Annotated in this window: 23 protein-coding genes; 11 read left to right on the top strand and 12 right to left on the bottom strand. The window is 66.3% G+C overall.

Translation table 11 applies throughout. From position 1 onward, the window contains the following. Positions 1 to 62: 62 nt before the first annotated feature. From ACQP1G_RS07970 to ACQP1G_RS07960, 3 genes are read left to right on the top strand one after another with little or no spacing between them, the layout of a single operon-like run. Positions 63 to 1,658: a succinic semialdehyde dehydrogenase gene (locus ACQP1G_RS07970; protein WP_433200186.1), complete on the top strand. Its 1,596-nt coding sequence runs from the start codon at positions 63 to 65 to the stop codon at positions 1,656 to 1,658. A 26-nt stretch (positions 1,659 to 1,684) separates the two neighbouring features. After that, positions 1,685 to 2,911: a cytochrome P450 gene (locus tag ACQP1G_RS07965; RefSeq protein WP_433200183.1), complete on the top strand. Its 1,227-nt coding sequence runs from the start codon at positions 1,685 to 1,687 to the stop codon at positions 2,909 to 2,911. Further along, on the top strand, positions 2,908 to 3,393 hold the full coding sequence (locus tag ACQP1G_RS07960) for a glutathione peroxidase (protein WP_433200180.1): 486 nt from the start codon (positions 2,908 to 2,910) through the stop codon (positions 3,391 to 3,393). Before ACQP1G_RS07965 ends, ACQP1G_RS07960 begins: the two co-directional genes overlap by 4 nt. Positions 3,394 to 3,441: 48 nt before the next feature. Here ACQP1G_RS07960 and ACQP1G_RS07955 read toward each other — a convergent pair whose 3' ends face one another. From ACQP1G_RS07955 to ACQP1G_RS07935, 5 genes are all read right to left on the bottom strand, one after another. Next, on the bottom strand, positions 3,442 to 4,023 hold the full coding sequence (locus ACQP1G_RS07955) for a TerD family protein (protein WP_433200177.1): 582 nt from the start codon (positions 4,021 to 4,023) through the stop codon (positions 3,442 to 3,444). 46 nt (positions 4,024 to 4,069) lie between these two features. Beyond that, on the bottom strand, positions 4,070 to 5,458 hold the full coding sequence (locus ACQP1G_RS07950; protein ID WP_433200174.1) for a cytochrome P450: 1,389 nt from the start codon (positions 5,456 to 5,458) through the stop codon (positions 4,070 to 4,072). A 454-nt stretch (positions 5,459 to 5,912) separates the two neighbouring features. Next, positions 5,913 to 7,088 carry an elongation factor Tu gene (gene tuf / locus ACQP1G_RS07945; RefSeq protein ID WP_433200171.1) on the bottom strand — a complete coding sequence of 392 codons (1,176 nt, stop codon included), beginning with the start codon at positions 7,086 to 7,088 and terminating at the stop codon, positions 5,913 to 5,915. A gap of 293 nt (positions 7,089 to 7,381) precedes the next feature. After that, positions 7,382 to 9,238 carry a protein kinase domain-containing protein gene (locus ACQP1G_RS07940; RefSeq protein ID WP_433200168.1) on the bottom strand — a complete coding sequence of 619 codons (1,857 nt, stop codon included), beginning with the start codon at positions 9,236 to 9,238 and terminating at the stop codon, positions 7,382 to 7,384. Between the two features lie 174 nt (positions 9,239 to 9,412). Next, a complete protein-coding gene (locus ACQP1G_RS07935) occupies positions 9,413 to 10,633 on the bottom strand; it encodes a serine/threonine-protein kinase (RefSeq protein ID WP_433200165.1) in 1,221 nt (406 codons plus the stop codon). 145 nt (positions 10,634 to 10,778) lie between these two features. Between ACQP1G_RS07935 and ACQP1G_RS07930 the strand changes: the two genes are divergently transcribed. The 4 genes from ACQP1G_RS07930 to ACQP1G_RS07915 all read left to right on the top strand — a co-directional run bounded on the left by ACQP1G_RS07930 (position 10,779) and on the right by ACQP1G_RS07915 (position 15,206). Continuing rightward, a complete protein-coding gene (locus ACQP1G_RS07930; RefSeq protein WP_433200162.1) occupies positions 10,779 to 11,549 on the top strand; it encodes a deoxyribonuclease IV in 771 nt (256 codons plus the stop codon). Positions 11,550 to 11,736: 187 nt separating this feature from the next. Beyond that, positions 11,737 to 12,663, top strand: coding sequence for a TauD/TfdA dioxygenase family protein (locus tag ACQP1G_RS07925; protein WP_433200159.1), 927 nt, complete (start codon positions 11,737 to 11,739; stop codon positions 12,661 to 12,663). Between the two features lie 170 nt (positions 12,664 to 12,833). Beyond that, positions 12,834 to 14,042 carry a CaiB/BaiF CoA transferase family protein gene (locus tag ACQP1G_RS07920; protein ID WP_433200156.1) on the top strand — a complete coding sequence of 403 codons (1,209 nt, stop codon included), beginning with the start codon at positions 12,834 to 12,836 and terminating at the stop codon, positions 14,040 to 14,042. Between the two features lie 222 nt (positions 14,043 to 14,264). Further along, complete coding sequence (locus tag ACQP1G_RS07915; RefSeq protein ID WP_433200153.1) at positions 14,265 to 15,206, top strand: hydroxymethylglutaryl-CoA lyase; 942 nt, start codon at positions 14,265 to 14,267, stop codon at positions 15,204 to 15,206. 124 nt (positions 15,207 to 15,330) lie between these two features. Here ACQP1G_RS07915 and ACQP1G_RS07910 read toward each other — a convergent pair whose 3' ends face one another. Beyond that, positions 15,331 to 16,182, bottom strand: a complete 852-nt coding sequence (locus ACQP1G_RS07910) for a GNAT family N-acetyltransferase (protein ID WP_433200150.1) — start codon at positions 16,180 to 16,182, stop codon at positions 15,331 to 15,333. Between the two features lie 75 nt (positions 16,183 to 16,257). Next, on the bottom strand, positions 16,258 to 16,545 hold the full coding sequence (locus ACQP1G_RS07905) for a hypothetical protein (protein WP_433200147.1): 288 nt from the start codon (positions 16,543 to 16,545) through the stop codon (positions 16,258 to 16,260). Positions 16,546 to 16,839: 294 nt separating this feature from the next. On the opposite strand from ACQP1G_RS07905, the gene ACQP1G_RS07900 reads away from it, so the two are divergent. Beyond that, a complete protein-coding gene (locus ACQP1G_RS07900) occupies positions 16,840 to 17,307 on the top strand; it encodes a hypothetical protein (RefSeq protein ID WP_433200144.1) in 468 nt (155 codons plus the stop codon). A gap of 51 nt (positions 17,308 to 17,358) precedes the next feature. On the opposite strand, the gene ACQP1G_RS07895 is transcribed toward ACQP1G_RS07900, so the two are convergent. Then, on the bottom strand, positions 17,359 to 18,486 hold the full coding sequence (locus ACQP1G_RS07895; protein WP_433200141.1) for an acyl-CoA dehydrogenase family protein: 1,128 nt from the start codon (positions 18,484 to 18,486) through the stop codon (positions 17,359 to 17,361). Between the two features lie 9 nt (positions 18,487 to 18,495). Continuing rightward, entirely contained in the window at positions 18,496 to 19,668 is a 1,173-nt protein-coding gene (locus ACQP1G_RS07890) for an acyl-CoA dehydrogenase family protein (RefSeq protein WP_433200138.1), read from the bottom strand. Positions 19,669 to 19,902: 234 nt separating this feature from the next. Here ACQP1G_RS07890 and ACQP1G_RS07885 point away from each other — a divergent pair, with 234 nt between their 5' ends. After that, entirely contained in the window at positions 19,903 to 20,715 is an 813-nt protein-coding gene (locus tag ACQP1G_RS07885) for a hypothetical protein (RefSeq protein WP_433200135.1), read from the top strand. Positions 20,716 to 20,736: 21 nt separating this feature from the next. On the opposite strand, the gene ACQP1G_RS07880 is transcribed toward ACQP1G_RS07885, so the two are convergent. Further along, entirely contained in the window at positions 20,737 to 21,981 is a 1,245-nt protein-coding gene (locus ACQP1G_RS07880) for an epoxide hydrolase family protein (protein ID WP_433200132.1), read from the bottom strand. Positions 21,982 to 22,070: 89 nt separating this feature from the next. Here ACQP1G_RS07880 and ACQP1G_RS07875 point away from each other — a divergent pair, with 89 nt between their 5' ends. After that, on the top strand, positions 22,071 to 23,030 hold the full coding sequence (locus tag ACQP1G_RS07875) for a helix-turn-helix transcriptional regulator (RefSeq protein WP_433200129.1): 960 nt from the start codon (positions 22,071 to 22,073) through the stop codon (positions 23,028 to 23,030). A 66-nt stretch (positions 23,031 to 23,096) separates the two neighbouring features. Next, complete coding sequence (locus ACQP1G_RS07870) at positions 23,097 to 23,426, top strand: MmcQ/YjbR family DNA-binding protein (RefSeq protein WP_433200126.1); 330 nt, start codon at positions 23,097 to 23,099, stop codon at positions 23,424 to 23,426. Here ACQP1G_RS07870 and ACQP1G_RS07865 read toward each other — a convergent pair whose 3' ends face one another. Both ACQP1G_RS07865 and ACQP1G_RS07860 read right to left on the bottom strand, forming a co-directional pair. Then, positions 23,427 to 23,681, bottom strand: coding sequence for a hypothetical protein (locus ACQP1G_RS07865; protein WP_433200123.1), 255 nt, complete (start codon positions 23,679 to 23,681; stop codon positions 23,427 to 23,429). It abuts the gene before it with no gap. Continuing rightward, positions 23,678 to 25,102 carry an MFS transporter gene (locus ACQP1G_RS07860; protein ID WP_433200120.1) on the bottom strand — a complete coding sequence of 475 codons (1,425 nt, stop codon included), beginning with the start codon at positions 25,100 to 25,102 and terminating at the stop codon, positions 23,678 to 23,680. Before ACQP1G_RS07860 ends, ACQP1G_RS07865 begins: the two co-directional genes overlap by 4 nt. Positions 25,103 to 25,151: the final 49 nt, after the last annotated feature.

Here is a 25,151-nt window from a genome sequence, read left to right as displayed (position 1 = left end):
GAGCGAATCATGTGCCAGCGCGCCGTGCACATGCCGAAGCCGAACGTGAGCGAGGCGCAGGCATGAGCACTACCGAAGCCGAGAAGGACGCCACCGCGGCGCTGCCCGCCCGGATCACCGAGGCGCTGATCGGCCAGCTGACCGAGCTGGTCGCGGCCTCGGGCACCGCCGACCCGTACTCGATGATCGAGGTCTACACCGGGGCCGTGGTCGGCGCACTACCGCAGTCGACACCCGAGGACGTCGCCGCCGCCTATGCGAGCGCCCGCGCGGCACAGAAAGAATGGGCCACCTGGCCACTGCAGCGCCGCCTGCAGGTATTCGAACGCGCACACGAGCTGATTCTCGCCGAACACGAAACCATTGCCGACCTGATCCAGATCGGCTGCGGTAAGACCCGCCGGATGGCCTTCGAGGAGTCCTGCGACGTCCCGATGGTCATCAGCCACTACCTCAAGACCGCCCGCCGGGTGCTGAAATCCAAGCGGCGCGGCGGCCCGGTACCGCTGATCACTACCTCGACCGAGGAACACCGCCCCAAGGGCGTCGTCGCGGTCATCGCGCCCTGGAATTTCCCGTTCGCCATCGCGCTGTCGGATTCGATGCCCGCGCTGATGGCAGGCAATGGCGTCGTGCTCAAACCCGATAACAAGACCGCGCTCTGCGCGCTGTTCGGGGTGCAACTGCTGTATCGCGCGGGGCTGCCGAAGGGGCTGTTCCAGGTGGTATGCGGTGAAGGCCCCGAGGTGGGTCCGTCGCTGATCGACAATGCCGACTTCGTCATGTTCACCGGTTCGACCGCGACCGGACGGGTGGTCGGCGAGGGCGCGGGCCGCAATCTGATCGGCTGCAGCCTCGAACTCGGCGGCAAGAACCCGATGATCGTCTTGGACGACGCGAATCTCGACGAGGTCATCCCCGGTGCGGCGTTCGCGGTATTCGCGAATTCGGGCCAGGCCTGTATGCACATCGAACGGATCTACGTGCAGGACCGGCTCTACGACGAGTTCGTGCGCCGATTGGTCACGGCGGCAGCGGAATTGAACGCCAAGAGCGGCGCGGCCTACGACTACGCACCGGAATTCGGTTCGCTGGTTTCGGTGCAGCATATGGAGCGGGTCGCGGCACACGTCGAGGACGCGCGCGCGAAGGGCGCGACGGTACTGACCGGAGGCAAGCCACGGCCGGATATCGGCCCGGCGTTCTACGAGCCGACGGTGCTCACCGACGTCACCTCCGAGATGATGCACGCGACCATGGAGACCTTCGGCCCGGTGGTGAGCGTCTACCGGTTCACCGACGAGCAGGAGGCGATCCGGCTCGCCAATGACACCGCCTACGGTCTGAACGCCAGTGTCTGGGGCCGAGACCTGGCTCGCGCCAACCGAATCGGCGGCCAGCTCGAGGCCGGGAATATCAATATCAACGACGGCTTCGTGACCACCTACGCCGCGAAGTCCACCCCGTCCGGCGGCGTCAAACAATCCGGCGTCGGCACCAGGCACGGGGACAACGGCCTGCTCAAGTACACCGACACCGTGAACATCGGCGTGCAGAAGCGCCAGGTGATGGCGGCGCGTGCGGGACTTCCCTACGAAAAGCAGCTGAAGACGACGCTGACGACCCTACGACTCATGCGCCGACTCAGGTTGCGCTGAAACGATTTTCACCCCAGGAGGTAGCTATGGCAGCGCCCGAGTTCCCGGCCGGCTTCGATTTCACCGATCCCGCGCTATGGGAAGACCGCATGCCGGTCGAGGAATTCGCGACGCTGCGCCGCACCGCACCGGTGTGGTGGTGCGCGCAGCCCGACGCGACCTCCGGTGGCTTCCGCGACGGCGGGTACTGGGTGGTGAGCAAATACGAAGATGTGAAGGAGATTTCACGCACCCCAGAGATCTACTCCTCCGCACAGAAGGGCGCCATCATCCGGCTGCCCGACGATGTCACGCCGGAGCAGATCGAACTCACCGGCGCCCTGCTGGTCAATATGGATGCGCCCAAACATGCCAAGACCCGGCGGATCGTCTCCAAGGGATTCACACCGCGCGCCGTGGAGAGCCTGCGTGCGGCGTTGACCGAACGCGCGGCGCGAATCGTGCACGAGGCGAAGCGAACCGGCGGCGGTGACTTCGTCGAGCAGGTCGCCTGCGAACTGCCGCTGCAGGCCATCGCGGAACTGCTCGGCGTGCCGAACGACGACCGCCACAAGCTGTTCGAATGGTCCAATCAGACGCTGAACTACGACGATCCGGAGTACGGCGACGCGACTGCCGCCTTCACCGAAATCCTCGGCTACGCCTGGAATATGGCCGAACAGCGACGCGCCTGCCCGGTCGATGACATCGTCAGCCAGTTGGTGCATGCCGATGTCGACGGCGAGGCGCTCGGCTCGGACGAGTTCGGATTCTTCGTCATCCTGCTGGCCATCGCGGGCAATGAGACCACCCGCAACGCCATCACCCACGGTATGAAGGCCTTCGTGGACCATCCGCAACAGTGGGAGCTCTATCGGGAGCAGCGGCCGCGGACCGCACCCGATGAAATCGTCCGCTGGGCCACCCCGGTGAACGCCTTCCAACGCACGGCGGCCGTGGACACCGAACTCGGTGGGCAGCAGATCAAGAAGGGCCAGCGGCTGGGAATCTTCTACAGTTCGGCCAACTTCGACGAAGATGCCTTCGAGGATCCGTTCACCTTCGACGTATTACGGGACCCGAATCCGCATGTCGGATTCGGCGGCACCGGCGCGCATTACTGCGTCGGGGCGAATCTGGCGCGGCTGGAGATCGACCTGATGTTCAATGCCATCGCCGATGTGATGCCCAAGATCACCCAGGTCGCCGATCCGGTACGGTTGCGATCGGGGTGGATCAACGGAATCAAGAACTGGCAGGTGCGATACGAATGAATATCCGCAACATTGCACTACGTACCCTCTCCGGCGACCCGGCCACACTGGGCGAATTGGTCGGAGATAAGGCGGTACTGCTGGTCAACGTGGCCTCCAAATGCGGGCTGACGCCGCAGTACACCGGGCTGGTCGAGCTGCACAAGACCTACGGCGAGCGCGGCTTCAGCGTGGTCGGGGTCCCCTGTAACCAGTTCATGGGCCAGGAACCGGGCACCGCCGAGGAGATCGCGGAGTTCTGTTCGGCCACCTATGGCGTCGACTTTCCGCTGCTGGAAAAGACCGATGTCAACGGTGACGAGCGGCACCCGCTCTATGCCGCACTAGTGGAAACCGCGGATGCCGAGGGCACGGCCGGTGATATCCAGTGGAACTTCGAGAAGTTCCTGATCGATCGTGACGGTGCGGTGGTCGGCCGGTTCCGGCCGCGGACCGCACCCGATGACGCGGCCGTCGTGACCGCCGTCGAAGCCGCGCTGTAGCAAGAGCGGCCGGAGCTCGTCGTCCGAGCTCCGGCCCGCACCGCTGGCTTACGCCATGGCGAAGTGCAGCAGGGCCTGCTTATCGCCCTGCTTGATCTTGCCCTTGCGATTGAGCACCTCGAGCTGCCAGCTCCCACCGTTGCGGAACGCCTTGGCCACGGCATTGGCGTTATCCGTGCCGAGCAGCGACGGCCAGATATCGGCGACCTGCTGGGCACTGCCGCCGGTCGCGTCATAGACCTTGAACGAGATGTTGTTGGCCTTCTCGAACGAGGAACCCTTCTTGAATGCCGCGGCCACGAAAATGATCGCGTCGATGGCCTCGGGCACATTCGCGAAGGTGACGTGCACCGATTCATCGTCGCCGGAGGCGGCGCCGGTCTGTTCGTCGCCGGTGTGCTGGACCGAACCGTTGCCCAGCGGGTCGAGGGAGTCGAGACCGGCGAAGCGCACCGGCTCCGCACCTTGCATGAGAATGGCGATCAGATCCAGATCCACACCGCGCTTGCGGCGCAGTATCCCGAGCGCGCCGCCGCTGGTGCCCCCCGACGGGTCCCAGCTCACCCCGACCGTCAGCTTGGTGATGCCGTTGAGATCCGCGGCACCATCTTCCTTTTTGAGCGTGATCATATCTTCACACTACAAGTGAATACCGAACACCATGGGGCGCAGAAACTTAGCGCTCACGCTCGGGTAACCGACCGTTCTCCTGGGCCTTTCGCCGCCTGCGGTAGCGGACCGCACACGGCTGCTGCAGCTGCACGACCATCTTGCTGTGGTCATTGCGATAGCTCTGCGATGGTTGGGCCATCTCGAATTCCCAGTCCCGCAACAGTATCGAGAAGATGGCCTTGAGCTGCATGAGCGCGAACGCCGCACCGACGCAGCGGTGCCGTCCGGCGCCGAACGGAATCCAGGTCCAGCGGTTGACGATATCTTCCTGATTCGGATCGATATAGCGGTTCGGGTCGAAGTTGTCCGGGTTCGGGAAGTCCTCGGGGATCCGGTTGGAGATGGCCGGAGTCGCCGCGACGAGATCACCCGCCGCGATGCGATGCCCGCACACCTCGAATTCGCCCTGCGCCACCCGCATCAGAATGATCAGCGGCGGATGCAGTCGCAGCGTCTCCTTGACCACCGCCTCCAGATTCGGAATCTGGCGCAGCGCACCGAAACTGATATCGGAACCGTCGGCGTAGAGCTCATCGAGTTCGTCGACGACGCGGTGCAATTCGGCGGGATGCCTGAGCAATTCGATCACCGACCAGGCCGCGGTGCCGGAGGTGGTGTGATGGCCCGCGAACATCATCGAAATGAACATCCCGGTGATCTCGCTCGCACTGAACCGCGGCTGCCCCTGCTCGTCCTTGATCGAGATCAGGATGTCGAGCATGTCCCGATCTTCCTTGCTCGCGGGCGGATTCGTGGCCCGGCCGTCCATGATGCCCTGCACCAGTTCGACCAGTTCGCGGCGCGCCTCGTCGCGGCGGCGGAAGCTTTCGATCGGCGCATACGGGTCCACGTAGGCCAGTGCATCGGTGCCGCGCTCCAGATCGTGGTAGAGCCGGGCGAAGCGCTCGTCGAGCTCATCGCGAAAACGCTTGCCTATCAGGCATGCCGAGGAGGTGTAAATGGTCAGCTCGGCGAAGAAGTCGAGCAGGTCGATCTCGCCCTCCGCACCCCAGCCCGCCAGCATCCGTTCGACCTCGCGCCCGATGGTGGCGGCATGCCCGCGCATCTGTTCGGCCCGCAGCGCCTGGTTGTGCAGCATCTCCTTGCGCCGCTCCGGACTCGCGTCGAAGACCACACCCTCGCCGAAGATCGGCTTCATGAACGGGTAGGCCGCAGCCTGATCGAGATCCTCGTCCCCGGACCGGAAGAAGAACTCATTCGCCTCCGCACCGGACAGCAGAATCACGTGCCGCCCCGCGAGATCGAACGCCCCGACATCCCCGCATTCCGCACGCACCCGCCGCATCAGAGCCAGTGGGTCGACCCGGAATTCGTCGAGATGCCCGTACTCGTGATCGCCTCCGGAAACCCGCTGCGGCTTGACCAGGGTCATTGGAATCCTCCTGGGATATCTGTCCACACATATGATGGACACGTGTCTGGACAGTACTACGATATGGGTGAACCCGGCAAGGACGCCTTGCCCGACCACAACCTTGCGGCGACAACAAAAAGCCCGGCACTGCCGTATTCGCAGCGCCGGACTCTCGTTCGCCGAAGCCCAGGGTCGTTCGAACTCGCCGTCGTGCACGCCAGCGGTGAATGCATCCCACTCGCCGGGGTGAAGATCAGTGCGGGCCGGTCGGGTTCTTGGAGTCACGTACACCGATCAGGTCCTCCGGGATCCGCTCTTCGAACTCGTCCGCGTCGAGAAAGCCCGCAGCGTCGCACAGGTATCGCCTCGCACAGGGTAGAGCTACTGCGACGTGCGGACTGCCCATGCGACAGCTTCCGGCCACCGGGTTGGGCATGCGTGATGTTCGCGCATGCCCAACCCCTGGGGCGGCCTAGCCGACGGTCAGCACGGTGCCCGCGCCGACGGTCCGTCCGCCCTCGCGGATGGCGAAGCCGAGACCCGGCTCCAGCGGAACCGGGCGGCCCAATTCGACCGTGAGGTCGATGGTTTCGCCGGGGCGGGCGACCGCAATACCGTCGGGCAGCGTGACGTTGCCGACGACGTCACCGGTGCGCACGTAGAACTGCGGGCGGTAGCCGGTGCCGATCGGTGTGCGCCGACCGCCCTCCGCCGTACCCAGCAGGTACACGCGCGCGGTGAACCGGCCGTGCACCGCGATGCTGTCCGGCGCCGCCGCGACCTGACCACGACGCACCTGACCGCGTTGCACGCCGCGCAGCAGCAATGCGACATTGTCGCCCGCTTCCGCGAACTCCATTGTCCGGCCGAAGGTTTCGACTCCGGTGACAACCGAAGTCAGTTCCTCGCCGCCGAACAGCTGCACCCGCTCGCCCAACCGGATCCGGCCACGCTCCACCGCACCGGTGATGACGGTGCCCCGACCGGTGATGGTCAGGACGTTCTCCACCGGCAGCAGGAACGGCGCGTCGGTGTACCGGACCGGCGTCGGCACGTGGGTGTCCACGGCGTCCAGTAGGTCGAGCAGCGCGGCGGTCCATCGCGAATCCCCTTCCAGCGCGCGTAGGCCCGAGACCCGCACGACCGGAAGTTCGGCACCCGGATACCTCTGGGCGCTGAGCAGCTCACGCACCTCCAGCTCGATCAGGTCGAGCAGTTCCGGATCACCCGCATCGGCCTTGTTGAGCGCCACCACGATGTGTTCCACCCCGACCTGACGCGCGAGCAGCACATGCTCGGCCGTCTGCGGCATGACGCCATCCTGCGCCGAGACCACCAGGACGGCCCCGTCGAGCTGGGACGCGCCGGTGATCATATTCTTCACGAAGTCGGCGTGACCCGGCATATCGATATGCGCGTAATGCCTTGTGGCGGTTTCGTATTCGACGTGCGCGATATTGATGGTTATCCCGCGCGACGCCTCCTCCGGCGCCCGGTCGATCCGCTCGAACGGTACGAAGCTGCCGCCACCGCGCTCGGCGAGCACCTTGGTGATGGCGGCGGTCAGTGTGGTCTTCCCATGATCGACATGACCCATGGTGCCGATATTGAGATGCGGCTTGGTCCGCGCATACGTCTTCTTGGACATGGCTTTCCCTGACTAGGAACGATTTCCGGCGACACGAGTCACCAGGGGGGGACCTCTCTGCGACGGGCCACCTTCCCCGTCAGAGGTCCCGGGACATCCCGGGGAAGGTCAGCTTCGGGCGCCGTCGAAGTGCGCCGCAGCCGCTGCTGCGGACGCTGCCAGGGCAGCCGCCATCGCGCCCGCGACCGCGGACTCCAGAGCGATGGTGTGGCCGAACATGCCGTGAACTGTACGGGCCGAACAGAACCGGGCGCGAGCGATTATTCGCTCGCGCCCGGTTCTGTTCGGCGGTATCAGTTCAGCGGCGCCGAACGCCACCAGCGCAGGACCTTGTCCTGTGCGCCCGCCAAACCGTCTGCGTACATCAAGAATTGGGCGCGCTTGCTGTCGCTGGTGAAAGCGGTGACGATCTTCGGGCCGTCGTTGACGAATTTGTAGTTGGTGTAGGACTTTCCGCCGTTGGTGTCGGTCGACTTGGTGGCGTCCGAGGGCAGGTTGCTCAGCGCCTGCTGCACATCGGAGGCGTTCTTGTAGACGTAGATGGTGTAGAACGGGTCGTCGTTGTCGCCGCCGCCGTAGCAATCCCACTGCGCGGCCCAGGCCCCGAAGTCCGGGGTACCCGGGGTCGGCAGGGTCAGATCGCCGGTCTTGTGGGCGTTGCATTTCGCGCCGTTGTAGCCGACCGAATCCGATTCGCTGGCGGGCACCATGCGCGGGAACTCTTTGCTGATCGCGGCCGCGGTGGCATCGGCCGAACCGCTGCCGCCCCTGGACGAGGACGACGAGGTCGTGGAGCCGCCGCCGCTGGTCGTCGACGAACCACTGTTCGAAACCACGCCGATGATCGCGAGCACGACCACCAACAGCACGACCAGCCCGACGCACAGCGCGACGATGAGCCCGACATTCGACTTACGCTGCGGCGGCGGGACCGGGCGCGCACCGCCCATCGGCGGCCGGGGCCCGCCGGGCGGCGTCGCGAAACCGAGCGGCTGCTGCGGGTTGTAGGGATTGCTCGGATGCGGCTGCTGCTGGGGCGGCGCGGTCTGCGGGCGCTGAGTGCCCTGCGCGGGATTGACCGTTGTCGGCGCGAGCGCCTGCGGCTGCATGGTGTGCGGCCCGCTCGTCTGCGGATACGGCCCGCTCGTCTGCGGATACGGTCCGGCGGTCTGTGGGTAGGGCCCGTTCGTCACCGGATGCGGCGTACCGGTGACGGGCATCGGCTGCCCGGTGACCGGGCGTGGCGCACCCGTCACCGGAATCGCCGGTCCGGTACCCGGGCGCGGGCCGCCGACCACCGGCATTGCCGGGGCGCTGGGGTTGGTCAGTGCCTGCTTGGCCGCCTGCGCGAACTCCGAGCAGGAGGCGAACCGGTCATCGGGCCGCTTGGCCATGGCCTTCGTCATCACCGCGTCCAGCTGGTAGGGCAGCCCGGGACGGACGCTGCTCAACGCCGGGGGTGTGCCCTGCAGATGTCCCTGGATCACTGCCGCCGGATTGGTCGCCGCGAACGGACCGGACCCGGTGAACAGCCAGAACAGCGAGCAGGCCAGCGAGTACTGATCCGAGCGGTGATCGAGTGAAGCGCCGGTCAATTGTTCGGGCGAGGCGTAGGCCAGGGTGGCGGTGAAGGTGCCGGTCTGGGTGAGATGGCCGGTGTCGTCGCGCAGCCGCGCGATACCGAAGTCGGTCAGATAGACCCGCTCGCCGCGTCCGCCACCGGAACGAGCCAGCAGGATATTCGCCGGTTTCACATCGCGGTGCAGCACGCCCATGCCGTGCGCGTAATCGAGTGCGTCCGCGGTCTCTTTGATGATCTGGACCGCGCGCTCCGGCGGCAGCGACTTCGGATCGACTGATGCGGCGTCGATGCCATCGATGTATTGCATCGAGATCCACAGCTGCTCGTCGTCGAGGCCGCGGTCGTACACGGTGACGATATTCGGGTGATCGAGCTGCGCGACCAGGTCCGCCTCCCGCTCGAACCGCGCCCGCACCTCCTTATCGAAGAACATCTCCCGATTCAGCAGCTTCAGCGCCGTCATCCGCGGCAGTCGCGGATGCTTCGCCAGGTACACCGAACCCATGCCACCGCGACCCAATTGCCGATCGATGACATAACCGGCGAATACCTCACCGCTGGCCAGCATGTCTGCTCCACTTCCCGCCGCGCACCGGGACCCACTGATGCACAGGCGTACAGCATAAGAATGCGCGATCAGGACCACCTGACCACGGAAAACATCGAAACCTTAGCAGGATTCGCTTAAGCCCTGGTTATCGTCGACTTATAGGTATCGCATGCGACATTCGATAACGCACCGCTATGGCGGAGGCCGCGGCGCGGGGCCCGGCGGTGTCCGCCCAGGCCGACGTGGGATGTCCGGGAGAGCGATGGTGCCCGGTCGCGCCGACCGCCGCGGCGGCAGCGGCAGGCGCGGCTGAGATGATCTCGACGACTCGGGCTCGGAGCGATTGGTCGGCTCGGTCGGCCGGGTGGTTCTGCTGCTGCCGACTCGCTCGGAAGTGTTGGGGGGCACCGCGTTTCCGGACGGCACCGCGTTTCGGGGCGGCACCGGGTTTCGGGGCGGACCGGCGTGGTGAGGCGTTTCGGTGCCGGGACGGGATTCGGGACCCATACCCATCGGCGGGCGATACGGACCGTGATGCCCGTTCCCTTGATGCGGGTGCGGCCCGGACGACACCAGCGCCCGCCGAGCCGCTACGGCGAATTCGGTACAGCTGCCGAACCGGTCCGCGGGCCGTTTGGCCAGCGCCCGCGCGAGCACCGCGTCCAGCCCGGGCGGCGCGTCGGGGCGAAACCGGCGCAGCGACGGTATCGCCCCGTACAGATGCCCGTTGATGACGGCCATGGGATTCGCCCCCTGGAACGGCCCGACCCCGGTCAGCATCCAGAACAGCGAGCAGGCCAGTGAGTACTGATCCGCCAAATAGTCCGGCGTCCCGGTCAACTGCTCCGGCGCCGCATAGGCCAAGGTGGCGGTAATGGTTCCCGGCGAACTCAGTGTGGAGTCGGTGCCGCGCATACCCGCGATGCCGAAATCGGTGAGCAGCACCCGTTCCGGTTGGCCGATCGACGCCTTGGCCAGCAGGATATTGGCCGGTTTCACGTCGCGGTGCAGTACCCCGTTGGCGTGCGCGAAATCCAGGGCGGCCGCGGTATCGGCAATGATCTGCACCGCCCGACCCGGAGCGAGCACATTGACATCCGCGCAGGACGCATCCGCGCCGGGCACGAATTGCATCGAGATCCAGAGCTGTTGATCCTCGGCGCCGCGGTCGTAGACCGTGACGATATTCGGATGGTCGAGTTGGGCGACCAGATCGGCCTCCCGCTCGAAACGACGCCGGATCTCGGCATCGGTATACAGTTCGCGCTTCAGCAGTTTCAGCGCGGTCAGACGCGGCAGGCGCGGATGCTGGGCCAGGTATACGGTGCCCATACCACCCTGGCCGAGCACACGTTTGATGGTGTAGCCAGCGAAAACATCGCCAGTTCGCAGCACAGTGGATTCACCCCCCATATCGGGTCGAGCACCTGGATCCTACCGATGTATCTGTTCGAGCGGCCCCGACGCAACATGTTCGTTGCCGTCCGCCCCGCCCATTCGGCGGCCCGCGACGGCCATGTCGGAGACGTTGTCGGTGGTAGTCGATAGGCTCGGCCCCATGCGCATTGGAGCACACGTCCGGCTCGACAGCGATCCGATCGGCTTCGGCGAAAAACTCGGCGCCGATGTCATCCAGCTGTTCGTTGTCGACCCGCAGAGCTGGGACAAGCCGACCCCACATCCGCGGACCGAGGAGATCCTCGCCAGTCCGATCGAGGTGGTGGTGCACTCGTCGTACCAGATCAATGTGGCCAGCCTGAACAACCGCCTGCGCATGCCATCGCGCAGCGCGGTCGCGCAGCAGGCGAAGGCCGCCGCCGATATCGGCGCGTTCGGCCTGGTCGTGCACGGTGGACATGTCCGCTCCGACACCGAACTGGACACCGGAATCGACAACTGGCGCAAGCTGTTCGAGCGCCAGCAGGACAAGGGCGGCTTCGCGGTGCCGATTCTGATCGAAAACACCGCGGGCGGCAATCACGCCATGGCGCGGCATTTCGATTCGATCGCCCGGCTGTGGGACGCGGTCGGCGATTTCGGCGCTGGTTTCTGCCTGGACACCTGCCACGCCTGGGCGGGCGGTGAGGATCTGGTCGGCGTCGTCGAGCGGATCAAGGCCATCACCGGCCGCATCGACCTGGTGCACCTGAATTCCTCACGCGACGAGTTCAATTCGGGCGCAGACCGCCACGCCAACTTCGCCGACGGCACCATCGATCCCCAACTCCTCGCCGAGGTATGCCGCACCGCAAACGCTCCGGTCATCCTCGAAACCCCCGCCGAAGGTGTAGCGGACGACCTGGCCTACCTCCGAGAACACGTCGGCTGATCCGACACCCCCGCACCCGCCTCTCCCGAGGGTAGAGAGGACGACGACGTGTCAGCGGACAGCCGTCGGCGGGCGCAGTGGGGTGGGGCGTTGGGATCAGGGCGACGGAAACCCTGGTTGGGGTGGGTGTTTCGGTGGTGTGCTCGGTGGCGCATCAACCGATTTCGAGTAGCGAAGGTGATCTTCAATGACGGTCGACTACGCACAATCCATTGCCACTGTGACCAAACTCGGTGCTCGTATCGGGGCGCAGGTCGACAATGTGCGGCTGGGCGGCGAGGTGGACGCAGCCACCGTCGAGGTGATTCGGCGCGCGCTGCTCGCGAACAAGGTCATCTTCTTCCGTGGGCAGGACCATTTGACCGAGGACGGGCAGTACGAGTTCGCGCAGTTGCTCGGCACCCCGACCACCCCGCATCCGACGGTCACTTCGCACGGCGTCAAGAGCCTGGCCATCGACTCCGAGTACGGCCGCGCCAATAGCTGGCATACCGACGTCACCTTCGTCGACCGGATCCCGAAGGCCTCCATCCTGCGCGCGGTCACCCTGCCGCCTTACGGCGGATCGACCACCTGGGCATCCACCGTGGCCGCCTACGAATCGCTGCCCGAACCGCTGCAGCGCCTGGCCGAAAACCTGCGGGCCGTGCACACCAATGTCTACGACTACGCCGCCACCAACGTCGACCGGAGCACCCCGAACAGCGACGCCTACCGCGCCGAGTTCCAGTCCGATTTCTATGAGACCGAGCACCCGGTGGTGCGGGTGCACCCAGAGACCGGCGAGCGCGCACTGCTGGTCGGGCACTTCGTCAAGCACTTCGTCGGCGTCTCCACCAGCGAGTCCCAGGCCCTGTTCCGCCTGTTCCAGGACCGGGTGACCAGGCTGGAGAACACCACCCGCTGGAACTGGCAGCCCGGTGACGTCGCCATCTGGGACAACCGCGCTACCCAGCACTACGCCATCGACGATTACGACGACCAGCCGCGCAAGCTGACCCGGATCACCCTCGCCGGGGATATCCCGGTCGGTGTCGACGGCGTAAAGAGCACGGTGCACCACGGCAATGCCGAGCACTACTCGATCATCGAGGAAGTTTCGCCGCTCGCGTAGTGACGGTGACCGCACGGCTGCCGCAGTACGTCCGATTGTGCTGCGACAGTTGAGGGGCCGTGCGGTCGGCTTCCCGGGCTGTAGCCGAGCACCAGATCGGGCCGATGCCGGGTGGCCCTTTCGAGTGACCCGAGCAGTCGGCAGCCGCGCCATGGTACAGACTGAACCCCATGAGTATCAGCCCGCTGGACGGGGTTCGCGTCCTGGAACTCGGCAATTACATCGCCGCGCCGACCGCTGGTCGCATCCTCGGCGATTTCGGTGCCGAGGTGATCAAAGTGGAGCGGCCGAAGGCCGGGGACGAGCTGCGCAATTGGCGGCTCTACGGCGGCGATACCTCGATGCTGTACCGCACCATCAACCGGAACAAAAAGTCGATCACGCTGGATCTGCGCACCGAGGCCGGCCGGAGCATCGTCTTGGACCTGCTGCGACACTGCGACGTGCTGCTGGAGAATTTCCGTCCGGGCATGCTCGAGAAGTGGGGCCTTGGCCCGGAAGTGCTCAACGAGGTCAATCCGGATCTGGTGATCACCCGGATCTCCGCCTACGGGCAGACCGGGCCGCTGGCCGCGCGGCCGGGTTTCGCCGCGGTCGCGGAGGCCGTCGGCGGGCTGCGCGAACTCGTCGGCGATCCGGATCGGCCGCCGGTGCGGGTCGGTGTGTCCATCGGCGATTCGATCGCCGGCATCTATGCGGCCTTCGGGACGGTGATGGCGCTGTTCCAACGGGAGCGTACGACCGGATCGATTCCGCTCGGGGAACGCGTTATCGACGTGGCTTTGAACGAGGCGATTCTGTCGGTGATGGAATCGCTTGTTCCCGACTATCTTGCCTACGGTATCAACCGCGAGCGCGTCGGCGGCCGGATGGAGGGCATCGCGCCGAGCAATGCCTACCCAACCAGTGACGGCGCGAGCATCATTATCGGCGGCAACGGGGATGCCATCTTCCAGCGCTATATGGAGGTGATCGGCCGCCAAGATCTGGCCGCCGATCCGGACCTGCAGGACAACGCCGGACGCTGGCGCAACCGCGAACGGCTCGACGCGTGCATTGCCGAATGGACCGTCCTGCATACCCGGGACGAGGCGTTGAAACTGCTGGAGGCGGCGGCCATCCCGTGCGGCCCCATCTACACCGCCGCCGATATCGTCGCCGACGAGCAGTACAAGGCGCGCAATATGATTCAGCCGTTCCCGGTGGATGTCGGCGCACCGCAGCCGAAGACGGTCGGCTTTCCGGGCATCGTGCCGGTGATCGGCGAAAAGTCCCTGCCCATCCGCAATGTCGGCCCGGATCTGGGTGAGCACACCCGCGAGGTGCTCTCGGAACTGCTCGGCATGAGTGCGGCCGATATCGACGGGCTGGAGGCGTGATGCACGCCGGTATCTACGCAGTGGAGGCGATATGACGCGACGGGTATACGGCAGGCGTCGACCGCCGGGGCGCAACGTAGGAGAATTGCGTGCACCCGGCCACGCCCGCCCGACGATCCACCCCACCCCGGCCAGCAATGAGAAGCCGTGCGGTGGCGTGATGTGCGTTCCGCCCCATGTGCGTCAGGCGCCGCCGGCTCGGGAGGCGCGGGAGGAAGAGGGATGAGCGCGGCGGGTGGGCCCGACGCCGTCCTGCGCGATGTGACGCTGCGCGATGGGCTGCAGCTGACCGGAAAGGTGCTGCCGGTCGAACGCAAGGTGGAGATCGTGCGACGCCTGCTCGCGCTCGGCGTGCCCGCGTTGGAGATCGGCTCGATGGCCCGCGCCGATCTGGTGCCACCGATGGCCAACACCTTGGAACTCATTGCCGCGCTGACTCCTGAAGAGCTGCAGCGCTGTTGGGTCTGGGTGGCGACACCGCGCCATGTCGAGAAGGCTGCCGCCGCGGGCGTGCGCAACTTCCAATACTGCTTCTCCGCCTCGGATGCGCACAATAAGGCCAATATCGGCCGCAGCACCGAGGACAGCGTCGCCGCCATGCCGGACGCCGTGCGGCTGGCCGACGAGGCGGGTGGCGAAATCCAACTCTGCCTCGCCACCAGCTTCACCTGTCCCTTCGACGGACCCGTCGACCCGGAGCGAGTACTGGCCATTGCCAACGACCCGCGCACCGTAGGCGCCACCGATATCGTCATCGCCGACACTCTCGGCCAAGCCCACCCGACCCAGGTGGCCGCATTGATCTCGGCGGTGCGCGATCGAACCCCGCACCGCCGCATCGTCTTCCACGGTCACGACACCTGGGGCATGGGCGTCGCGAACACCCTCGCCGCCCTGCAAGCCGGTGCCACCATGGTCGATGGCTCCCTCGGCGGCCTCGGCGGCTGCCCCTTCGCCCCCGGTGCGAGCGGCAACACCTCCACCGAAGACATCCTCTTCGCCACCCGCCCCACCTGGTTCAGCCCACCCGTCCTGGCCGACCTGGTCGACCTCACCGAACACCTACTCGCCGACCTCGCCGAACCCAACCGCTCCCGCACCGCCGAGGGCGCTCGCTCCAAGGCCTCCGCCTTCGAATGGGTCATCGGCTCGACACCTTCCTGACGATCAGTCCTGGCAGAGGGAGTTCAGGATTTGGGAGCGGTGGCCGGTACCCTTTCGGACGGCGTTGAAGTCGAAACCTGAAGAAACGCAAAAGGGTTGGCCGGCGGCGACGGTACGCGCCCGATTACGGACCGGTGCTGGCCGAGGTGAACTGGTAGTGCCGGAAATCGCGGATGGGCTCGAATCCGATGGCGCGGTAGATCTTGTTCGAGGTGGGGTTGGCGATATCGGCGAACAGGCAGACGTTCAGGCCTTTCCAGCGCAGGGTGCGGGCCACGTGGGCGGTGAGGATGCTGGCGTAGCCGTGGCCGCGTTCCTCGGGTGGGGTGTAGACCGGTCCGATCCGGGACCAGCCGAATACCGGAACCTGGTGCGCGGCAACGGAGACGGGGCGGCCGTCACGTTCCCATAACCACCAGCGTCCGGTCGCGATCCGGTTCCGGATGGCGATGGCGTTCAGGCTCGGCGGTGGCAAACCGGACTCCAGGCGCATGGCCTCGGTCCAGTCGACACAGCGCGCAACATCGGATTCGGTTGCGCGGCGCGGTGCTCCGGCGGTGTCGGGGAAGTTCAGTGTCGCGAGGCGGTACAGGCGGGTGGAGTACGCCTCGACGAAACCCACGCCGTGACGCGTACCCCAGTGCTCGGCGAATTCGGTGGCGTCGTCGATCGCACCCTCGACCCCACCAACATCGCGCGCAACCTCGGCCATCGCATCGGCAACGGCCACAATACTTCCCGCGGGCAGCTCACCGAGATACACCCCGCGTCCGGCCGCCCGCATGGCGGCGCCGATCACCGTCGCGTCGTCATCATGCACGGACAGGAACCGCGATAGCGCGGCGTCGGCCTGCATACCGGCCAGGTGGTTGGCGATGCCCGTGGTGATCACCGTGTGCCGCAACGGATCACGCAGCAGGAAGGCCTCGGTGACCGATCGGTACCGCGCGGCGTCGGCGGTGATCTCGATCCTCATACCGAACCACGCTAGAGCCCGAAAGCCCTGCGCGCTCGCGATTTCCCGCGCCACCGCGCTGCGGCGGCGCCTGCTTCAGGTGGTCCGGTTCGCTCCGTCGGCGCGCAGCTTGAGCAGCACCAATCCGGCGGTGCACGCCAGAATCAGCCCGGCGACGGTGATTTCGACATGTAGTCCGGCGATGCCGAGTACTGCTCCGGCGATGCCGCCGATGAAAATCAGCCAGGCCGTTATCCGCGACAGGATCGCGGACAGGGTACGTACCGGCGGGTTCGACACGACTTGCTGCGAGGTTTCCGTGGCCGCCGATTCGGCGGCCGTGGCAGAGGCTCGCAACGGAGTTGTCGAGTAAGCTCCCATCATCAACTCCTCGATGACGCCGATGAAAGTACTGCCGTCGCACGAATTACACCGCGCGTCTCTCATCTAGGTACTGGCGTCTCACGCGTAACTTTGATCACACACGCTACGGCCATGGGACGTGGTTCGACTACGACACGTGCCCGCGACACGCCGAAGAGACCAATTCGATATCTGAATTGCCAATGTTTTAATACGTGCTGGCACCCCCCCGCGTGCCCAGCGTGTTCTCACCTGGCCGGAGCGACCGGCCTCGATTATTGTTGAGCCCCACTCGAACTACGAGGAGTGTCACCGATGGAGAGCAGCAGGGCCAAGATCGCAGGTCCGGCGATCGCCGTGGGCGCGGTCTCTGTTGGACTCGTACTTATCGGCGCCTGCGGGCTCGGTAAGCACGACACCTACGTCGCACCCCCGCCGATCAAATCCCTGAACGACGCGGCCCCGGTCGTCCGCGACGGCACCACCTCGGCGGCGCCGAAGGTGTTCATCCCGCCATCGCCCAGCTGGCAGGTCGCGCCTCCCGGACCGCCGCGCAAGCCGGTCGGATTCACCGATCCCTCGACCTCGCCGGAGTCGACCACCCATGCGTCACGGACCTCACCGCTGTCCGGGCCGCCGCCGGTCGGCAGCACCGAGTTCGAGCTGACGCCGACCGCCGCCCCGCGTGCGACCCCCGTCGAGCCGACCGAAGAGCCGCCGACCACGACGCGCCGCGCGGCAACCACCCCGCCCCAGGGTTTGTCCGGCGAGGCAGACGAATAGCGAACGGCGGCGCATGCAACCGCATACGCCGCCGTTCGGAGTTACCGCGCCCTACAGCTCCGGCAGGTCGTAGTCACCGACCCTGGCACTGAGCACCCGCAGATGCTCCAGCCCACCGCCGAGCGTGCGCTCGATCGCGGTGAGCCGGGCGACGTAGTGGCTGACCGGGTACTCCGCGGTGACACCGATACCGCCGTGCATCTGGATCGCTTCCTGGCCGATATGCCGAGCCGAGCGGCCCACCTGCAGGCGCGCCCGCGACTCTACGATCGGATCGTTGGCACCCTCGGCCAGCGACGCGTTGACGTACAGGCTCATGCTGCGCGCCAGTTCCAGCGAGACGTACATATTCGCCGCCCGCTGGGTCAGCGTCTGGAACTTCGACAGCGTGACGCCGAACTGCTTGCGCGTCTTCAGGTATTCCGTCGTCAGCCGCAGCGCCTCCTCCATCGCACCGATGGACTCCGCGCAGAGCGCGGCCTGAGCATGTCCGACGGTCACCTGCACCGCCTCGGCGGCATCGATATTGCCGCCGAGCAATTCGCCTGGGGCCTTGTCGAATTCGATCTGCGCACCACGCTGACCGTCGATGGTCCGATACGACTTGCGCTGCACCCCAGCGGCATCGAGTCCGACCAGGAACAGCCCGACTCCTCCGCTCGGCAGCACCGCGCTGACCACCAGCTCATCGGCGCTGTCGCCGTGCGGAACCGGATTCTTCAGACCCGTCAGCACCCACGAATCCCCCTGCTGCACAGCGGTGGTCGTGAGTTCGGTGGACGGCCAGCGCACACCGGGCTCGGTGTGCGCGAACGCCAGCAGCTTGGTGCCGCCGGCGACCTCGGGCAAAATCCGCTGGCGCTGTTCGGCACTGCCGACCCGCGCGACCAGACCACCCGGCACCAGCACCGCGTCCAGCAGCGGTTCCGGCGCGAGCCGACGCCCCATCTCCTCCAGCACGACCATCGTCTCCACCGGACCGGCGCCGACGCCGCCGTCCTCCTCGGTGAAGCTCAGGCCGAGCACGCCGAGTTCGGCCAGCTGGTTCCAGACATCGCGGCTCCAGCCGAGTTCGGTGTCGGTGACCTTCAGGCGGGTCTCGGGATCGTAGTTGCGGGCGAGCAGGTCGCGAACCGTGTCGCGCAGCATGACCTGTTCATCAGTGAGTTCGAAATCCATGGCGGCGCCTCACAATCCGAGGATCGTGGAGGCGATGATGGTGCGCTGCACCTCGCTGGAGCCTCCGTAGATGGTGGTCTTGCGGTAGTTCAGGTAGCTGGGGCCGCTGCGCTGCGCCCAACCGGGTGAGGCGATGTCATCGGCGCCGACCGGCAGCGCGTCCTGGCCCGCGATATCCAGCAGCAGTTCGGTGGCGGCCTGCTGCAATTCGGAACCGCGCAGCTTGAGCACCGACGATGCCGGATTCGGCTTGCCGTCCGAGGAATTCGAGACCACGCGCAGCTGGGTGAGTTCCAGTGCGAGCAGTTCGTTCTCCAGCTCGGCGAGCCGGGCGGCGAACAGCGGATCCTCGAGCAATGTGCCAGCACCCGACTTGGTCTGGCGCGCGTAATCCTTGGCGACGCCGAGCTTGACCTTGGTGCGGCCGACACCGGTAATGCCGGTGCGTTCATTGCCGAGCAGGAACTTGGCGTAGGTCCAGCCCTGGTTCTCCGCACCGACCAGCTGATCGGCGGGCACCCGCACATTCTCGAAGAAGACCTCGTTGACCTCGTAACCGCCGTCGATGAGCTTGATCGGGCGGACGGTGACGCCGGGGGACTTCACATCGAACAGCAGGAAGGAGATGCCCGCCTGCTTCTTCGGCGCGTTCGGATCGGTGCGGACCAGGCAGAAGATCCAGTCCGCGTACTGGCCGAGCGTGGTCCAGATCTTCTGGCCGTTGACGATGTAGGAGTCACCGTCGCGCACCGCGGTGGTGCGCAGCGAGGCCAGATCGGATCCGGCGTCGGGCTCGGAGAAGCCCTGGCACCACCAGATATCCAGAGCGGCAGTCGGCGGCAGGAAGCGTTCCTTGATCTCCTGTGAGCCGAATTGCGCGATCACCGGGCCGACCATCTGGGCGTTGAACGTCAGCGGCTCGGGCACCGAGGCCAGCTGCATCTCGTCCTGCCAGATATGGCGCTGAATCGGTGTCCAGTCCTTGCCGCCCCATTCGACCGGCCAGTTCGGCACGGCCAGACCGTGGTCGTTGAGGATTTTGTTCGCGGTGACGATGTCCTCGCGGGACAGCTCGTGGCCATATTTGACGCGGTCACGGATGTCGGCGGGAATCTCGGTCCGGTAGAAGTTCCGCAGTTCGTCGCGGAAGCTCACCTCGTCGGGCGTCAGACTTAGTTTCATACACATCTCCCGGTGTGTCTCGTACGTCCGCGTCAAACCTACCCCCCGGTAATCTCTCACTGTCGAGTGGGTCACAGGGGTAGGCCGGGGGATGTACCGCCACCGTGTCGCGCGGCGGCCACTGGCCGGCCAGCAGGGATGGTCACGACTCCCTGGGCGGCAAAAGCAGCGAACTGGTACGTTGCTGTGCACGTGGGTCGGGGCTACCCCCATGTTCGGTACCGAGGAGAACGAGTGAACGGCAGATCTATCGCACGCGCCGCCGCGGCAGCGACCTCTTTCGGCCTCGGCGCGGTCCTGACTCTCACCGGCACGGCGGCCGCCGAGCCCTCCTCCGTCGACACCGGACTCGAGCAGCTCACCACCGCCGCCGGACCCGATCCGACCGCACAGGCGGGCGTCGGTGCGCTCAACCAGTTCACCAAACTGGTCGATATCGCCGAATTGCGCAATGTCTCGGCCGCTTTCACCCCGTTCGCCTATGCCGCGCCGACCTTCGGCTGCGGCAGCGTCGGCCCGGTCACCACGATCATCGCGGCTGCCTCCACCGACGGCGCCAACCCCAACGGCGCGGTCGACCCGCTGCCCGGCACCTTGCGGTTCAGCGCCACACCCGCGCACACGGGCTCGCCAGTGGCTTCCGGCCTGGTCGTAGCCTGGCTGAACGTCAACACCGGCGCGAGCGGCCTCAATACGCTCGACGACCGGACCGAATACGGTCCGACGCTGTCCAAGACCGTGGCCAGCGGTCCCGGCACGGTCATCGCCTCGATGTGGGGCGTCATCGACTACCCGTTCGCACACTGTGTGATGACGCCGACGGTCGGAATGTTCTTCGTGCCGGATCGTCCGGTGCAGGCACCGCCGCCCCCGGCGCCCGAGGCCGTCACACCGGCGCCCGCTCCTGCGCCCGCACCAGCCCCTGCTGGCGCGGCGGATAGACCGCAGGCGGCCCCTGCGCCCGAGGCCCAAATGCCCGTCGCGCCCGCCGCCCCGAACCTGGCGGGGTCCGTGGCGCGGGCCGAGATCGCGCACCAGATCAACTGAGCGCTCGGTTCCACTGGGCTTTCAGCGAACCTTACCGAAGAACGCGCGGATATCGGCCATGTGCATATCCGGCAGTTCCATTGGCACGAAATGGTTTCCGGTATTGCCCTCGGGCCAGTGCGCAATGACGTTATCGCGCTCGGCAAGTCGCAGCATGAGTGCCGAACCGCCCGCGTAGACGCCGGTCGGCACCAGCTTCTGTCCTGCGGGCCAGACGAATCCGCCATCGCCGAGGCCCTCGTACATCGGCCAGGATGATGTGCCGGCGGTGTTGGTGAACCAGTACAGGCTGATATTGGTCAGCAGGTGGTCGCGGTCCATGACATCCTCGGCCAGCTCGGCCAGCGGGGTGAATTCGTTGAACTTCTGCATCAGCCAGGCGAGCAGGCCGACCGGGGAATCGGTCCACGCGTGCGCGAAAGTCTGTGGTGCGGCACGCAATAGCGTGTGATGGTTCACGCCGCCGCTCATCCAGCCCTGCATCTGATCCCATTCGGCACGTTCGTCCGGCGTCATGGTCGGCACGTCGGCTTCGGTCGGCATGCCGATGCCGCCGTCGATATGCACACCGACCACGCGATCCGGTGCGACGCGGGCCATTTCGGGTGCGACATAGGCTCCGAGGTCGCCGCCTTGGACGCCATAGCGGGTGTAGCCGAGCCGGTCCATCAGTTCGACCCACATCTCGGCCACCCGGCGCACGGTCATCCCGGTGTCCTGCGGCGCTTCGGAGAACGCGAAACCGGGAACCGACGGGACGACGATATGGAACGCCTGCGCCGGATCCAGCCCGTATGCGCGCGGATCGGCCAGCGGGCCGATGGTTTTGGTGAATTCGACGAACGAGTTGGGCCAGCCGTGGGTCAGGATCAGCGGCAGCGCGTCGGGCTCGGGCGAACGGACATGCAGAAAATGCACATCCAGGCCGTCGATTTCGGTGATGAACTGCGGGAACTCGTTCAACGCCGCCTCCTGCGCCCGCCAGTCGTACCCGGTGCGCCAGTATTCGGCCAGTTCCCGCAGATACGCCACCGGGACACCACGCTCCCAGCCCTTGCCCGGCAGCTGCGCCGACCAGCGGATGCGGGCCAGCCGGTCGATCAGATCGTCGACATCGGACTGCGGAATCTCGATGCGGAAGGGGCGAATGGCGTCCCCACCCGTCACCCGATCGCCACCCCGCACGGAATCGCTACGCGATGCTGCATGCCCACCCGTCACCCGGCCGCCACCCCTCACGGAATCGCTACGCGATGCTGCATTCATTTGTGTCTCCTCACTGATCTCGGTACAACGACAACACTAGAAGCCATCTAGGACGATCCATGTCCTAGTTCTATAGAATCCTGAAAATCATGAACGACACCCCCGCCCGCCTGCTCCGCCTGCTCTCACTGCTGCAGACGCCACGCGAATGGCCGGGCAGTGAACTGGCCGAACGCCTCGGCGTCACCGACCGCACCGTGCGCCGCGATATCGACCGCCTGCGCGAACTCGGCTATCCGGTCGAGGCGACGATGGGCGCGACCGGCGGCTATCGACTGGTGGCCGGCGCCGCGATGCCGCCACTACTGGTCGACGACGAAGAGGCGGTCGCCATCGCGGTCGGACTGCGCGCGGCCGCAGGATCGGCCATCACGGGCATCGAGGAGGCATCGGTCCGTGCGCTCGCCAAGCTGGAACAGGTGCTGCCAGCGAAATTGCGCCGCCGAGTGCGGGTGCTCGGCACCGCCCTGGTGCCGCATACCGATGAGGCCCCCGCCGTCGATCCGGAGGTACTGACGGCGCTGGCAGCGGCCGTAACCAACCGGGAGCGTGTGCGTTTCGGGTATCGCGGCGAAGCCGGCGCCGAAACCCGCCGACATGTCGAACCGCTGGGCCTTGTCGCGTCCCGGCGCCGCTGGTACCTCGTCGGCCATGACATGGACCGCGAGGACTGGCGCATCTTCCGCGTCGACCGCATCGACCGGCCGCACCCCACCGGGGCCCGCTGCACCCCGCGATCGCTGCCCGCCGCGGATCCGGCCGCTTATGTCGCCGGCCGCCGAACCAATTGGGGCACACCGTCCTTCCGGGTCCGCGTCACCATCCAGGCTCCGGTACGCCGTGCCGCGGGCCGCCTCGGCGATTCGCCCGGCGATATCGTTCCCATCGACGACGATTCCTGCCTACTGGACGTCACGCGCGACGACGATCCGACCTGGTTGGCATACCGGCTCATCGATCTGGGCGCAGATTTCCAGGTTCACGAACCGCCCGTGCTGGTGGACCGGCTGCGGACGATCGCGACCCGCATCACCAACGCCGTCACCTAGCCGGATCGCGCCCGACCGCGGTGTTGCACGATAGAGGTCCGATTTGCCGAACCGGAGGCCCGAACCGTGCTCGACGCTGACGACGTGCGCCGCATCGCGTTGTCCTTTCCCAAGACCGTGGAGAAGGAACGCTGGAACCACCCCACCTTCGATGTGGCCGGCAAGATGTTCCTCACCCTCCCCGACGATCAAACCTCGTTCGCGGTCCGCTGCCCCAAACACGACCGCGAGGAACTCATCGCCGCCGAACCGCACAAATTCTGGGTCCCGCCACACGAGGCCTCGTCCTCCTGGGTCCGGGCGCGGCTGTCCGCACTGGAAGACACCACCGAACTGCGCGACATCCTGCTGGACTCGTGGCGACAGGCCGCACCCGCCGACCTCATCGAGCAGTGATCACGCCCCGGGATCCGCGGACACGTAATACCAGAGGTCCCAGGGGATTTCCGGTTCACGGGCGTGGGCTATCGGGAAATCGTCCGGGGTGTCCAGAGCCAGGTCGGCGAGGGCGCGGTTGACCGCAACGGACAGTTCCAGGGTGAGTCGGCGGCGGCCGGAGGGTGCGAGCGCCTGCACTGTGCGGACCATTGCGCGGACGGCGGTCAGCATGGATTCCGTTGCGGTGTCCAGTGTTCGGTTGCGCTCGATCATGGGGTCACCGCTTCGGTTGCGGCGCTCGGGTGCACGGTGACAGGAATATCGACCGGCTCCGGCGCACGCACCGGGCGTAGCGCCAGCGCCACGAGGCCCGCGGCGAGGGCGGCCGCGATACCGAGGAAGAAGGCTCGGTCCGAGGCGTCCAGAGCGGCATGCAACGTGGTCGGCGTGCCGATGATGGCAATCAGGAGTGCGGTACCCAATACCGCACCGAACTGACGGAAGGCAGCCCCGACAGCACTTGCCGAGCCGTAGCGATCCACAGGGACATCCGCGACCGAGGCCGCGCCGAGGGCGGGGAAGGCCAGCCCGATACCGATGCCGACCAGGGATTGACCGGGAAGCCAGGTGGTCAGGAAGTCGGGATCTGCCCCGCCAGTGCGCAGGACGAGTAGACCGATGGCGTAGACGATGGTGCCGGGGACGATCACCGTGCGATGGCCGAAGCGGTCCGCGATGCGGCCCGCGGGGATGGCGACCATGATCGTGAGCAGCGGTCCGGGCAGCACGGCCGAACCTGCCTTCAGGATGCTGTATTGCCATACGCCGGTGAGGAAAAGGATATTGCCGAGGATCATCGAGAAGAAGGCGAGCGCGAACAACAAGGTGCCCAGATTGCCGATGGCGAAACTCGGTATCCGCATCAGGGCGGGTTCGACCACCGGCTGTGGGTGCACCAGGCAGCGGCGCACCAGCCAGGCGATGAGCACGACCGCCGCGAGGAAGCAGGTGATGGTGTCGAGGCTACGCCAACCCCAACTGCCGCCTTGAATGATCGCCAGCGCGAGGAGTCCGAGTCCGGCCGCGGACAGTGCCGCACCGAGCAGGTCGGGCAGTCCGGTCCTATCGTCTTCTTTGCTTTCTCGCAGTCCGGCCCGGCCCGCAGCGATGATCAGCAGCCCGACCGGAATATTGATCAGGAAGATCCAGCGCCAGTCCGCGATCTCGATGAGAATTCCGCCGAGCGGCGGGCCGGTCCCCGCGGCCAGTGCCGACGCCGCGCCCCAGATGCCGACCGCGGTCGCACGCCGCTCCTTCGGGAATTCCGGCAGCAGCAGGGCGAGCGAGACCGGTGCGATGATCGCCGCAGCCACCCCCTGCAACGAGCGCGCGCCGACAAGTAGCTGCCAGTTCGGCGCTGCCGCGCAGGCAATCGAGGTGAGCACGAAAAGGCCGGTGCCCCAAAGCAGCAGACGCTTATGACCGAGCCGGTCGGCGAGTCCACCGGCCGGGACGAGCAGTGCCGCCATGGCGATGAAGTACGCGTCGAGCACCCAGCTCAGCTGCGCACGGGAGGCCTGCGGGAAGGACGCCGCGATATCCGGAAAGCTCACATTGACGATCGAGGTATCCAAGAAGGCGAGGAACGCGCTCCCACAGATGGCCAGCAGCGCCGATGTGCGTCGTTGCAACATGCAACTAGAACCTAGGCGACGTAGTTGCGAATTGCAACGGCTATCGTGG

It is taken from the genome of Nocardia sp. CA-107356, assembly GCF_050946365.1.
Taxonomy (GTDB): Bacteria; Actinomycetota; Actinomycetes; order Mycobacteriales; family Mycobacteriaceae; genus Nocardia.
The sequence above is the reverse complement of the archived record's forward strand: the minus strand, read 5'-3'. Positions and strand labels throughout refer to the sequence as shown.